Annotated in this window: 7 protein-coding genes; 2 read left to right on the top strand and 5 right to left on the bottom strand. The window is 73.0% G+C overall.

What is annotated here, in order from left to right; all coding sequences use genetic code 11:
- Positions 1–15: 15 nt before the first annotated feature.
- On the bottom strand, positions 16–3,138 hold the full coding sequence (locus tag ACH414_RS02290; RefSeq protein ID WP_398940593.1) for a glycoside hydrolase family 3 protein: 3,123 nt from the start codon (positions 3,136–3,138) through the stop codon (positions 16–18).
- A gap of 45 nt (positions 3,139–3,183) precedes the next feature.
- Positions 3,184–5,097 carry a ricin-type beta-trefoil lectin domain protein gene (locus ACH414_RS02285; protein WP_386562102.1) on the bottom strand — a complete coding sequence of 638 codons (1,914 nt, stop codon included), beginning with the start codon at positions 5,095–5,097 and terminating at the stop codon, positions 3,184–3,186.
- 219 nt (positions 5,098–5,316) lie between these two features.
- Between ACH414_RS02285 and ACH414_RS02280 the strand changes: the two genes are divergently transcribed.
- Positions 5,317–6,585 carry a lectin gene (locus tag ACH414_RS02280; protein WP_382534601.1) on the top strand — a complete coding sequence of 423 codons (1,269 nt, stop codon included), beginning with the start codon at positions 5,317–5,319 and terminating at the stop codon, positions 6,583–6,585.
- Between the two features lie 4 nt (positions 6,586–6,589).
- Here the strand turns inward: ACH414_RS02280 and ACH414_RS02275 are convergent, their stop codons facing one another.
- From ACH414_RS02275 to ACH414_RS02265, 3 genes are all read right to left on the bottom strand, one after another.
- Positions 6,590–7,810, bottom strand: a complete 1,221-nt coding sequence (locus tag ACH414_RS02275; protein WP_386562098.1) for a glycosyltransferase — start codon at positions 7,808–7,810, stop codon at positions 6,590–6,592.
- 117 nt (positions 7,811–7,927) lie between these two features.
- Positions 7,928–10,210, bottom strand: a complete 2,283-nt coding sequence (gene yicI / locus ACH414_RS02270) for an alpha-xylosidase (protein WP_382534599.1) — start codon at positions 10,208–10,210, stop codon at positions 7,928–7,930.
- The gene (locus ACH414_RS02265; RefSeq protein ID WP_386562096.1) at positions 10,207–11,223 is read right to left on the bottom strand and encodes an acetylxylan esterase; all 1,017 of its coding nucleotides are present in this window, start codon (positions 11,221–11,223) and stop codon (positions 10,207–10,209) included. Before ACH414_RS02265 ends, yicI begins: the two co-directional genes overlap by 4 nt.
- A 309-nt stretch (positions 11,224–11,532) precedes the next feature.
- Here ACH414_RS02265 and ACH414_RS02260 point away from each other — a divergent pair, with 309 nt between their 5' ends.
- The gene (locus tag ACH414_RS02260) at positions 11,533–13,521 is read left to right on the top strand and encodes a beta-galactosidase (protein WP_382534595.1); all 1,989 of its coding nucleotides are present in this window, start codon (positions 11,533–11,535) and stop codon (positions 13,519–13,521) included.
- The last annotated feature ends 4 nt before the right edge of the window (positions 13,522–13,525 follow it).

Genomic DNA, 13,525 nt, shown 5'->3' with positions numbered 1-13,525 from the left:
GGAGTGCCCGGCGGCTCAGCGGGCCGCGCGGAACGCCTCGGTCAGCTTGCCGACCGCGCCGGCGGGATCACCGAGGAGCAGCAGATGGTCGGCCTCGGCGAAGGGCTTCGCCGATCGTTCGGTGACGTTCCGGCCGATGCGGTCCTGGACGATCAGCCGGGCGCGTCCCACGAGGCCGCGGGCGGCGGCGGAGGTGCCGTGCCCGGCCTGCTGGAGGGCGCGGGCGGCCAGCCCGATCCCGCGCAGGGCCGGCTCGCCCCCGCGCGGGGTGCCGCGGAGCGTGGTCAGGCCCCAGCCGTACGGGAACTGGGGGTCGTAGCGCGTGTCCCCCACGTTCAGCGGCAGCTGGCCCTCCGACCTCGGCCAGCTCACCGGCAGCTGCCCGGTGAAGGGCCGGCGGCCGTAGAGGACGTCGGCCACGCCGTCGCCCTCCGTGCCCGGCAGCCAGGACGCGACCAGGGCGTCGATCGCGGGCAGCCGGTCGCCGACGAGCTGCGGGCGGCCGGAGACGACGAGGACCGCGCAGGGCATCGCGGCGCAGACCCGGTCGACGGCCGCCTTGTCCGCCGCGGACAGTTCCAGGTCGTGGCCGTTGCCGACGTCGCCCACGCCCTCGGCGTACGGCGTCTCGCCGACCACGACCACGCCGACGTCGTGGCCCTCGGTGGGGGCGGTGGCGTCCTTCGAGTAGGTGAGCGTGGTCCCGGGGTCGGCGGACTTCCGCATGGCCTCCAGGATGGTGGTGCCGGTCGTCGTCCGGCCGGAGGCGCCCTGCCAGGTGACGGTCCAGCCGCCGGCCTGGTTCCCGAGGTCGTCCGCGTTCGAGCCGGCCACGTACACGTTCTGGCTCGGCCTGAGCGGCAGCACCCCGCCCTCGTTCTTCAGCAGGACCTGCGAGGCGGCGGCCGCCTCGCGCGCCACCGCCCGGTGCTCCGCCGAGCCGACGTCGGCCAGGCGCGTGGTGTCCGCGTACGGCTTCTCGAAGAGGCCCAGGCGGAACTTCTGGGTGAGGATGCGGGCGACGGCGTCGTCGATCCGGGCGGTCGGGATGCGGCCCGCCTCGGTCTCGGCGACCAGGGTGCGGGTGAACTCCTGGTAGTTCGTCGGCACCATGATCATGTCGAGGCCGGCGTTGACCGAGGTCCGCACGTCGCTCGGGTAGTCGCCGGGGATCTGGTCGATGGCCTGCCAGTCGCTGATGACGAAGCCCTCGAAGCCCATCCGGCCCTTGAGCACCCCGTTGATCATCTCGGCGTCGGCGTGCATCTTCACGGGGCCGCGGTCGTCACCGATGACGTCGAGCGAGGAGTACGAGGGCATGACGGTGCCCACGCCGCGGCGCACCGCCTCGGCGAACGGCGCGAGATGCACCGCCTCCAGTTCCTCGCGGGTGACCCGGGTGACGCCCTGGTCGATCGTGTACGAGCCGGTCGTCGACGAGCCGAAGGCCGTACCGCCGTCGCCGACGAAGTGCTTGGCGGTGGTCAGCACCTTGTCGTTGCGGTCGAGGTCCCGGCCGTCCGGCGCGCCCTGCATGCCGTCGATGACGCTCTCCATGGCGGACACGAGCGCCGGGTCCTCGCCGAAGGACTCGTAGGAGCGTCCCCAGCGTTCGTCCCGGGTCACGCACAGGCAGGGGGCGAAGTCCCAGGGCACGCCGGTGGCCCGGACCTCCTTCGCCGTCACGGCGCCGGTGCGGGCGGCGAGGGCGGCGTCGCGTCCGGCGCCGATGCCGATGTTGTGCGGCATGATCGTCGCGCCGATCACGTTGTTGTGCCCGTGCACGGCGTCCACGCCGTAGAGCAGCGGGATCTGCCAGCGGGCGGCCTGGGCCCGCAGCTGGTACGAGTCGACCATCCGGGCCCAGGCCTCGGGCGTGTTGGGGGTCGGGACGGAGCCGCCGCCGGAGAGCAGCGAGCCGAGGCCGTAGCCCGCGATGTCGCCGGGCGAGCGCAGGGCGTTGCGCTCGGCCTGCGTCATCTGGCCGGCCTTCTCGCGGAGCGTCATCCGGGAGAGCAGGTCCGCGACCCGCTTCCGCACGGGGAGCCGCCGGTCGAGGTAGGGCAGTCCGTGGGCGTTCACGGTCACGACCGGGGTCTCGGCGGGCGCCTTGGCGCCGTCGACCGTCAGCTTCACCGGGATGGTCTCGGCCGCTTCCCCGGTCCCGTCCTTCAGGGTGGTCACGGTGATCGAGCGGGTCGTGCCCGAGGGCGTACCGGCGGGGAAGACGAGGGTGCCGTTGACCGGGGTGTAGTCCGTGCCGGGCTGCGCGGGACCGCCGTCGTCCGTGGCGTAGGCGACGGTGACCGGCTCTCCGGTGGGCCGGGCTCCGGTGGTGGCGACCGCGATGTCGATCCGGGCGGTGCCGCCCTCGTCGACGGGGTGCACCACCGCGCCCGTCACCACCCGGGTGCTCAGGGCCGGTTCGGCCCTGCCGTACAGCTCGACCGCGTCGAGGGCGAAGCGGCCGCCGGGTGCGCCGGTGGGCAGCGTGAGCGCGTAGCCCCACATCCTGTCGAGGCCGAGGACCTGGTCGATGCCGCCGACCGGCTGGTAGTCGGTGCGGTAGTGGAACTCCGAGAAGGGGATCTCGACGAGGTGCCAGCCCTCCCAGTCGTCGGTGAACGAGGTGGTCCAGAGCTCGGACGCCTCGCCGTCGGCGCCGCCGTCCTTGATCTCGAAGTTGATCCGCTTGCCGGATCCCGGCGGCAGCGGGGCCGTGTTCTGGCCGTACCACCAGAAGCGGACGCCCTTGTACGCGGTCCAGTCCTGCGCCGGCTTGTCGAAGGCGAAGTCGTGGGTGAAGCCGCCCCAGCCGCTGATGTCGTAGCGGCCTTCGAGGACCTTCGCGCCCTCGGGGGCGTCGGCGCGCTCGGCGAGGGTGAGCCGCGGGTGGTCGTCGGCGTCGCTGCCCCAGGTGAACAGGCCCTCGGCGGGCGGTCCGGCGAACGGGACCTCGCCTTCGAAGCGGTCGACGGCGCGGGGGGCCGGATCGGCCTCGGGCGCGGGGGCGGCGGTGCTCGGTCCGGCTCCGGCGAGCAGCCCGGCGAGGACGGCCGTGACCGCGGTGGCGGCGGTGACGGCGCCCGGCAGGGTGCCGCCGGTCCTTCGTCGGCGGCGGGGGTGCGGGTGTGACATGCGGTGGTCTCCTGGAGAGAGGGGGTGCGGGTGGCTGCCGGTGCGTCAGGAGGGCTGGTGGGTCCACTTCTGGTTGGCGGCGCCCGTGCAGGACCAGATCTGGGCGCGGGTCCCGTCCGCCGAGGTGTTGCCGGTGACGTCGAGGCACTTGCCGGAGGCCGTGTTGACGACGTCGTGCGTGGCCGCGTCGTACGACCAGCGTTGGGCGCCCGTCCCGTTGCAGGTGTAGAGCTGGACCTTGGTGCCGTCGGCGGTGCCGCCTCCGGTGGCGTCCAGGCACTTGCCGAGCGCGCGGACGGTGCCGTCGGCGGCGAGGGTCCACCGCTGGGCCGTGGTGCCGTTGCAGGTGTAGAGCTGGACCGGGGTGCCGTCGGCGGTGGCGGCGCCCGCCACGTCCAGGCACTTCCCGGCCAGACCGGTCAGCGGCCCGGTCGGTGCGCTCGCCGTCGTACCGGACCAGGTGAACGTCGCGGTGGTGCGGGCCGGCAGGGTGTACGTGAAGGACTGGCCGCCCCAGTCGACGCGGACGGACTGCGCGGAGGCGCCTGCGTTGTGGGCGATGAGCGCCTTGGATCCGTCGGGGTTGCGCCAGGCGACGTTCTGCACGGTGGCGTCGGCCGTGGACGCGATGCGGTACGCGCCGGGGCGCACGAACTTGGTGAGGTGGCCGGTCGTGTAGTACTCGATCGTGTAGTCCACCTGCCCGGCGCGCGGGCCGCCCTGCTGGACGGTGATCAGCCCCGTACAGGTTCCGCAGCCCCCGTTGTGCGGGCCCATGTCCTGGTTGAGTGCCAGGCTCCACTTCGTCAGGCTGCTGCTCCAGTTGCGGGCGTACTCGACGATGTCCTTCAGGTCCTCGTTGTGCTGGTTGGCGATCCAGGTGCCGCCGGAGTGCTCGGTGCCGAACTGCCTGACCGCCGGGTACCGGTCGTGGACCTGGCTGCCGACGGCGGGGTCACCGGCGTATCCGTGCCAGGCGATGCCGCCGAACAGCGGATCGTTGCGCACGCCGGCGTCGTCGAGCACGCCGGAACCGAAGTTCGCGTAGTCGCCGTAGTTCCAGTCGTGGACCAGGACCTTGGTGGTGATCCCGGCGGCGCGGAACGCCGGGTAGACGTGGTTCTTGGTGAACTCGACCAGGCCGGAGGGGTTCCAGCTCATTCCCGGGTAGTTCATGGCTGTGGGGTTGCCCGCCTGGCAGCAGTTCGGCTCGTTCTGTACGGAGAGGTAGTCGACCTTGACGCCGGCCGCCTGATAGCTCTGGATGTACTTCACCAGATACTGGGCGTAGAGCGGGTAGTACTCCCACTTCAGCCAACCCATCTGGTCCATCCGGCCGTTGTCCTTCATCCAGCCGGGTGCACTCCAGGGCACGGCCTTGAGCCGGAGTGCCGGGTTGAGCTGCTTGGCCTGGACGGTGAGCAGCCGCACATCGGTGTCGTAGCCGTTGGTCCCGAAGTCGCCCAGGTCGCAGCAGGTGTCGTCGAGGGAGACGTTGCCGGGCCGGGACAGGTCGGAGGCGCCGATGGGGTTGCGGACGAAGGAGAGTCCGATGCCGTCGGTCGGCGAGAACAGCCGGCGCATGACCTCGTCGCGGGTGGCCGCGCTGATCGCGCCGCCCCGCAGGAGGTAGGCGGTGGTGTCGGTGATGGATGCGCCCCCGCCCTCGAACTGCTGGTAGGTGGTGTTCTCGTCGACGCTGATGGTGCGGTTCGCGCTGCCGCCGGCGGGGCCGAAGGCGATCGGCGTCTGCGGGGCGAGGCCCCGGGTGACGGTGCGGCCGCCGGCGTCGGACGTGGTGGTCAGCCAGACGTCGACCCGCTCGCCCGCGGCCTCGGCCACGTCGGGACCGGTCATGACCAGGCCGCTTGCGAGGAGGGCACCGGCCACGAGGGCGGCGAGACGGCGGGGGCGCCGGCCGCGGCGGGGGCCGAACCAGAAGCTGCTTCTGTAATGCACCTGACAGACCTTTCGACGGGGGCCCAGGCCTTCGGGCTTTCTTTAAGGTGTGAAGCTAGGGAGGCCCCTCCTGCTCGTCAACCCCTCCCGCCTACAACTCCCGAACGCGGAAGGACGGTTGAGAGCGGTTTCAGCGCAAGGTCTTGTCGACGCCGTCCGGACCGTGGCACTCTTCGTTGCCGTCCACGACCCCCTCCCCCACCGTCGGCGGTGACAACGATGTCCGCACCTCCCTCTCGACGATCACGCCTTCTGCTGGCCCTCGGCCTCGGATGCGCCACCGTGGCCGCGCTGGTGAGCCCCACGACGCAGCCGGCCGCGATGGCCGCGACCCCGGCGGCCGCGGCCGAAGCCGGCGTCCAGGCCACCACGTTCAGCGACGAGTTCAACGCCCCGGCAGGCACCCCGGTCGACGGCTCCAAGTGGAACCTGGAGACTGGCGACAACGTGAACAACCACGAGCGGCAGTACTACACGAACTCGACCCGCAACGCCGTGCACGACGGCCAGGGCAACCTGGTCATCACGGCCCGGCGCGAGAACCCGGGCAACTACAACTGCTGGTACGGGCGTTGCGAGTACACCTCGGCCCGGCTCAACACCTCCGGGAAGTTCACCCAGGCGTACGGCACCTTCGAGGCCCGGATCAAGATGTCGCGCGGCCAGGGCATGTGGCCGGCGTTCTGGATGCTCGGCAACGACATCGGCGGCGTGGGCTGGCCGCAGAGCGGCGAGATCGACGTGATGGAGAACGTCGGTTTCGAGCCGAACACCGTCCACGGCACCATCCACGGCCCGGGCTACTCCGGATCGGGCGGCATCGGCGCCGGCTACTCGATCGGCTCGCCGTTCGCGGACGCCTTCCACACCTTCCGGGTCGAATGGGCGCCGGACAAGCTGGTCTGGAAGGTCGACGGCGTCACGTACCAGACGCGCACCCCGGCCGATCTCGGCGGCCGGCAGTGGGTGTTCGACCACCCCTTCTTCCTCATCCTCAACCTCGCCGTCGGCGGCGACTGGCCGGGCAACCCGGACGGCAGCACCCCCATGCCGAACACCCTGACCGTCGACTACGTCCGGGTCACCAACGACCAGCCGGCCCCCTCGACCGGAGGCCCGATCACCGGCCTCGGCGGCAAGTGCGTCGACGTGGCCGGGGCGAACCCCGCGAACGGCACCCCGGTCCAGCTCTACGACTGCAACGGCACCGCGGCCCAGAAGTGGACCGTGAACGCCGACGGATCGATCCGCGCACTCGGCAAGTGCCTGGACGTCTCCGCCGGATCCACGGCGGACGGCGCCAAGCTCCAGCTCTACGACTGCAACGGCACCGGGGCCCAGAAATGGCGGGTGGAGGCCGCCCGCGACATCGTGAACATCGCGGCGGACAAGTGCCTGGACGTCCCCAACAGCAACGCGGCGAACGGCACCCGGCTGCAGATCTGGACCTGCAACGGCACCGCGGCCCAGAAGTGGACCGTGGGCTGAGCGGTCATCGCGCCAGCCGGGCGAGGGCGGCCAGCACCGGTGCGACGCCGTCCTCCCCGGCCAGCCGGTCGGCAACCGCGCGGGCACGGACGCGGTGCGCGTCGTCCTCCGTCGCCCGGCGCAGCGCCCGGGCCAGCGCCCCGGAGGTGAGCCGGGGCAGCGGCACCGCCCCGGGGGCGGTGCCCAGCGCGGTCAGCCGGGAGGCCCAGAACGCCGCGTCGAACTGGACCGGCACCGGAACGGTGGGCACCCCGGCCCGCAGGACCGCGCCGGTCGTGCCCGCACCGGCGTGGTGGACGACGGCGGCCGTCCGGGGGAACAGCAGGGAATGCGGCACCTCGTCGACGGTCAGGATGTCGTCACCCCGGGCGGCGAGCCCCGCCCAGCCCCGCTGGACGATTCCGCGCACCTTCGCCGCGCGCAGGGCGGTGACGATATCGCGGCTCACCCGCTCGGCGTCGGGCACGGTGGCGCTGCCCAGACCGACGAAGACCGGCGGGGGCCCGGCCGCGAGGAAGTCCTCCACTTCCCCGGGCAGCCGCGCGGTCTCGTGCGGCCACCAGTAACCGGAGACCTCCAGCCCGGCGGGCCAGTCCCGGGGCCGGGGAACGACGACCTCGCTGTAGCCGTGCAGCACCGTCCGGAAACGCCCCCCTGGGCGGGCCGCCACCCGGAGGCCGTGCCGCCGCAGGGACCGTACGGCGTCGAGGAACAGCAGCTCCACCATGGTCATGACGGCGCGTCCGCTCAGCCGGTTTCCCACCGTGCCGAGCGACCGCGTCCCGAGGACCGGGGCGGGGAACTCCCCGGTGGGGTGGAGCGGCTGGAGGTGCAACCCCAGGGCGGGCACCGACAGGCCGTCCGCGATGGCGTACCCGAGGGGCCCCAGCGACCCGCCGACCAGCAGGACGTCGCCCTCACGGGCCGCCTCCACCAGGGCCGCCGTCATCGCGTCGACCGCGCCGCGGGCCATGGACGCGAGTCGCAGGAGCTTTCCCGCGCCGGTCCTCGCCTCGTGCAGCCGCCGGCCCCGCGCGGAGTGCAGCTCGGCACGGGGGTCCACCGGCAACGGACGGAACCGGACCCCCGACCCCGCCACCAGCGGTTCGAACAACCCGTGCGCCGCCAGCGTCACCTCGTGCCCCGCCCGTACGAGTCCGGCACCCAGACCCGTGTACGGCGCGACGTCGCCCCGCGATCCCGCCGTCATCATCACGATCCGCACGCCGCCAGTGTGCCCCAGACGGACACGGCGCGACAGGCGGACCCCGCGCCGCGGACCGGGCGCGACGGCGGGGGCGAGGCCCCGCACCCTCGGCGCGCGGCCACGCCCGCGTACGGCTCACAGCGGGTAGGGGACCTCCGTCTCGCCGGTGCCGGCGGGGACGGCGTACGGGATGCCCGCGGGTCCGCCGACGCGCAGCTGCCACGGATGCGGGCTGTCGGTCGTGACCCGCAGCCGGTCGCCGGTGCGCCGCACGTGGAAGCGGGCGCTCTCACCGGGACCCTCGGGCCGCGGGACGACGACGGTGCGCTCCGCGCCGTCCGCGAAGGCGTGGACCCGGAGTTCGACGCCGTCCGCCCAGGCGGAGACCGGGTGCCGGTCGTCCGCGGCGAGCGGCAGGACGGAGTCGGGGCGGGCGAGCAGCGGCAGGGTGTCGAAGCCGTGCCGCTCCCGCACCCAGCGCGGACCGGTGACCTGGTGGCCGGTCAGGACGTTGGTCCAGGTCCCCTCGGGGACGTAGTAGTCGACCGTGCCGTCCTCGGTGAAGACGGGGGCGACGAGCAGGTCGTCGCCGAGCAGGTACTGCCGGTCGAGCGTGGCGGCGGCCGGGTCCTCGGGGAACTCCAGGACCATGGCCCGCATCACCGGGACCCCGGTGGTGTGGGCCTGATGGGCGGCTCGGTGGAGGTAGGGCGCGAGGCGGTGCTTGAGGAGGGTGAAGGCGCGGGTGACGTCGACGGCCTCCTCGCCGTAGTCCCAGGGCACCCGGTACGACTTGCTGCCGTGCAGCCGGCTGTGGGACGACAGCAGGCCGAACTGCACCCAGCGCTTGAAGACGGTGGGCGTCGGGGTGCCCTCGAAGCCGCCGATGTCATGGCTCCAGAAGCCGAAGCCGGACAGGCCGAGGGAGAGTCCGCCGCGCAGGGACTCGGCCATGGCGTTGAAGTGGGACTCGCAGTCGCCGCCCCAGTGCACCGGGTACCGCTGGCCCCCGGCGGTGGCCGAGCGGGCGAACAGCAGCGCCTCCCCCTCGCCGCGTTCGGCGCGCAGGAGGTCGAAGACGGCCTGGTTGTAGAGGTGGGTGTAGTAGTTGTGCATGCGCTCCGGGTCGGAGCCGTCGTGCCAGACGACGTCGGTGGGGACGCGCTCGCCGAAGTCGGTCTTGAAGCAGTCGACTCCCATGTGCAGGAGGGTGCGCAGCTTGTCGGTGTACCAGTCGCGGGCGGCGGGGCTGGTGAAGTCCACGAGCGCCATGCCGGGCTGCCACAGGTCCCACTGCCAGACGCTGCCGTCGCGCCTGCGCACCAGGTGGCCCTCGCGCATGCCCTCCTCGAAGAGGGCCGACTTCTGGGCGATGTAGGGGTTGATCCAGGCGGAGACGCGCAGGCCCCGCTCCTTGAGCCGGGCGAGCATGCCGACCGGGTCGGGGAAGGTGTCGGCGTCCCACGTGAAGTCGCTCCACTGGTAGCCGCGCATCCAGAAGCAGTCGAAGTGGAACACGCTCAGCGGGATGCCGCGCGCGGCCATGCCGTCGACGAAGCGGTTGACGGTGACCTCGTCGTAGTCGGTGGTGAAGGAGGTGGTGAGCCACAGGCCGAGCGCCCACGCGGGAGGCAGGGCGGGGCGGCCGGTGAGGGCCGTGTAGCGCTCCAGGACCTGCTTGGGCGTGGGGCCGAGGACGACGAAGTACTCCAGGGTCTGGTCCTCGACGCTGAACTGGACCTGCCCGACGGACTCGGAGCCGACCTCGTAGCTCACCTTGCCGGGATGGTTGACGAAGACGCCGTAGCCGCGGTTCGTGAGGTGGAAGGGGATGTTCTTGTAGGCCTGCTCGCTGCTGGTGCCGCCGTCCGCCTGCCAGATGTCCACGGACTGCCCGTTCTTGACGAACGGGGTGAACCGCTCCCCCAGCCCGTAGACCAGTTCGCCGACGCCGAGGGAGAGCTGGGCCAGCATGTGGTGCCGTCCGTCGGCATCGGTGACGAATCCGGTCCCCCGGTCGCCCACCGAGGTCAGCACCTCTCTCCCGGCCGTGAACTCCAGGCGCCACGGCCGTGCGGTGTCCACCCGCAGGGCCAGTCCTCCGGAGACGAGCTCGACCACGTCGCCGTCGCGGCGCACCTTGCCCGCGTGCGGCTCGGCGCCGGGCAGTCCGAACTCCGGCCCGTGGGCGCCCGATCCGGCGTGGTGGGTGGTGCGCACCCCGATCACGCCCTCGGCCGGCGACCAGCACTCGACGGTGAGCAGCGGGCTGTTGAGCGTGTCACCGCGGTCGCGCACGTGCTTCACGGGCGCGTACAGGGTCATCCGGTGCGTGTCGGTCCGGACCTCGGCGACTTCGGCGGCGTAGCGCGCGGTCACTCCCGGGCGCATCAGCCAGTAGCCGTCGGTGAACTTCATCGGGCGGTTTCCTCCGCCCGGGCGCGGTCCGCGGGGATCGGCGCGAGGGCACGCTCGTGCAGCCAGGACAGCTGGACCGGCGGGTTCGAGCCGAGGCCGCCGCCGTGGTCGCCGAAGGGCCAGACGGTCATGGTGCGGTCCTCGCCCCGGTAGTGGTTGAAGGCGGCGTACACCGTGGAGGGCGGGCAGATCGGGTCCATCAGGGCGACGCTGAACAGCGCCGGCGCGGTGGCCCGCTGGGCGAAGTGGGCACCGTCGAAGTAGTCGAGGGTGGCGAAGGTCCGCTCCACGCGGTCGCGGCTGTGCCAGCGCAGGTATTCGGCGATCTCCGGGTACGGGCCCTCGGCGGTGATCCGTACGGCCCGGCGGTAGTGGCACAGGAAGGGGACGTCCGGCATCACCGCCGCCACCCGGTCGCCGACGAGACCGGCGACGGCGAGTGCGAGTCCGCCGCCCTGGCTGCCACCGGCCACGACGATCCTGCCGGTGTCGAGGCCGGGCAGCTCGGCGACGGCGTCCACGGCACGGACGCAGTCGGTGATCAGCCGCCGGTAGTAGTAGTTCTCCGGGGAGTCGATGCCACGGGTCATGAATCCGTGGGACCACTGGGTGCCGTCCCCCTCCGTGCGGTCCGGGGTGTCGTGCCCCATGCCCCGGCTGTCCACGACGAGCTGGGCGTAGCCGGCGGCGGCCCACAGCAGGTGGTCGGTGGGCAGACCGCGGCCGCCGCTGTAGCCGATGTACGTGACGACGACCGGCAGCGGCCCTTCGGCGCCGCGCGGACGGAGCAGCCAGGCCGCCACCGGCTCGCCGTTCCAGCCGGGGAAGCGCACGTCGTCGACCTCGACGGCGTGCAAGCGGTGGGCCCGCGTGACGCGTTGGGCCTTGACGGCCCCCTCGTAGGACCGGGCCTCGGCGAGCGTGTCCCGCCAGAACGTGTCGAAATCCTCCGGGGCGGACAGCTCGGGGCGGTATCCGGCGAGGTCGCCGGGCTCGAGGTCGGTGAGCGGCATGCGGACTCCTGTGGTGGAACTTCTGTGGTGGAACTCCTGGGGTGGAACTCCTGGGGCGGCAGGGGTGCGGGCGTGGGCGCGGAGCCCATGGGGCAACCCCTCCGACCGGTGGACACGGCGGCCGTCGTCGAAGCGCATCGACGGTCCCATCCGCCATGACAACCTGTCAATGAAAGGCACAAAGAAAGCTTCTTTCCGTGGGACCTCTTGTTCCGCGCGAAACGAGTCCGATACGTTCCGCTGTCACGCCAAGCGCTTCGATGCCGCTTCGACGGCCCTTCGACGGCTCCTGTGGAGGATGGGTCCGCCATGGACGTACGCCGGTTGACCGACCGCCTGGGCGGGCTCGCCTTCGGCGGGGACTACAACCCCGAGCAGTGGGGCGAGGAGGTGTGGCAGGAGGACGACGAGCTGATGCGCCGGGCGCGGGTCAACCTGGCGACGCTCGGCGTCTTCTCCTGGGCCCTGGTGGAACCGGAGGAGGGGCGCTACGACTTCGGGTGGCTCGACGCCCACGTCGACCGCCTGCACGCCAACGGGATCGCCGTCGACCTGGCGACGCCCACCGCCTCACCGCCACCGTGGTTCACCCTGGCCCACCCCGACGCCCTGCCCGTGCGCCCCGACGGCGTCCGGCTCACCCACGGGAGCCGGGACACGTACTGCCTGGCCGCACCGGCCTACCGGCGGGCCGCCCGCCGCATCGCCTCGGCGCTGGCCGAGCGGTACGGCGACCACCCGGCCCTGGCCCTGTGGCACGTGCACAACGAGTACGTGACCCTGTGCTGGTGCGATCACACGGCCGCGGCCTTCAGGGTCTGGCTACGGGCCCGGCACGGCACGCTCGACGCGCTCAACGAGGCCTGGGGAACCCGGTTCTGGAGCCAGCGGTACACCTCGTGGGAGCAGATCCTGCCGCCCCGCGCCACCCAGTGGCACGGGAACCCGGGGCAGGCCCTGGACTTCCGCCGCTTCTGGTCCGACGAGACCCTCGCCGCCTACCGCGAGCAGCGCGACGCGATCCGCGCCCACAGCGACCGCCCGGTGACCACCAACCTCATGCTCCCCGGCTACCAGAACCTGGACCTGTGGGCCTTCGGCCGCGAGGTCGACCTGGTCGCCGTCGACCACTACCCGAGCGCGCCCGGCCTCGACGCCGCCGCCGACACCGCCTTCGGCGCCGACCGGGCCCGCTCCCTGGGCGGCGGTGCGCCCTGGCTGCTCATGGAGCAGGGCACCAACACCGTGTACGCGGGCGACCGGACCCTGGGCAAGGAGCCGGGCGAGATCCTGCGGCACTCGCTCGGGCACATCGCCCGGGGCTCGGAGGGCGCGCTGTTCTTCCAGTGGCGCCAGTCCCGGGCGGGCGCCGAGCAGTGGCACTCGGCGCTGGTCCCGCACGCCGGGCCGGACAGCCGCGTCTTCCGCGAGGCCGCGGCCACCGGCGAGGCCGTCGCCCGCCTCGGCGAGCTCGCCGGATCCGCCGTACGGGCCGACGTCGCCGTCCTGCACGACTCCGACGCCTGGTGGGCGCTGGACGTCGACGGCCTCCCGTCCGCCGCACTCGACTACCACTCCGCGCTGCGCCGCGCCCACCGGGCACTGTGGGACGCCGGGGTCACCGTCGACTTCGCCCACCCGGAGCACGACCTGGGCCGCTACCGGCTGCTCGTCGCCCCGGCCCTGTTCCTGCTCTCCGACGCGGGCGCGGAGAACCTGCGCCGGTACGTCGAAGGCGGTGGCACCCTCCTCGTCCAGCACGCCGCCGGCTGCGTCGACGAGCGCCTGCACGCCCGGCTCGGCGGCTACCCGGCCGCCCCCCTGCGCGCGGCGCTCGGCGTCCGCGTCGAGGAGCACCGTCCGCTGGGGCAGGACGAGGAGCTCGTCCTCTCGGACGGCTCGCGGGCCCGTGCCTGGAGCGAGTCGCTGCGGATCGAGGGCGCCGAGGCGGTCGCCGCGTACAGCCACGGCATGCTCGCGGGCGCGCCCGCCCTCACCCGCCACGCCTACGGGGCGGGCCACGGCTGGTACCTCTCCACCGAGTTGGACGCCGCGGGCTCCGCCGCCCTGATCGCCCGGCTGCTCGCGGAGGCCGGGGCGGCACCGGAGCCGCCCGGCCTGCCGCCGGGGGTCGAGACCGTCACCCGCCATGCCCCGGACGGACGCCGCTGGCGGCTGCACCTCAACCACACCACCGAGACCGTGCCGCTGCCGGAGCCGGGCCACGACCTGCTCACCGGCGGCGTCACGCACGAACTGCCGGCCGGAGGCTGCGCGGTGCTGCGCCTGCTGCCCTGACGCC

Source organism: Streptomyces sp. NPDC020422, assembly GCF_044386705.1.
Taxonomy (GTDB): domain Bacteria; phylum Actinomycetota; class Actinomycetes; order Streptomycetales; family Streptomycetaceae; genus Streptomyces.
The sequence above is the reverse complement of the archived record's forward strand: the minus strand, read 5'-3'. Positions and strand labels throughout refer to the sequence as shown.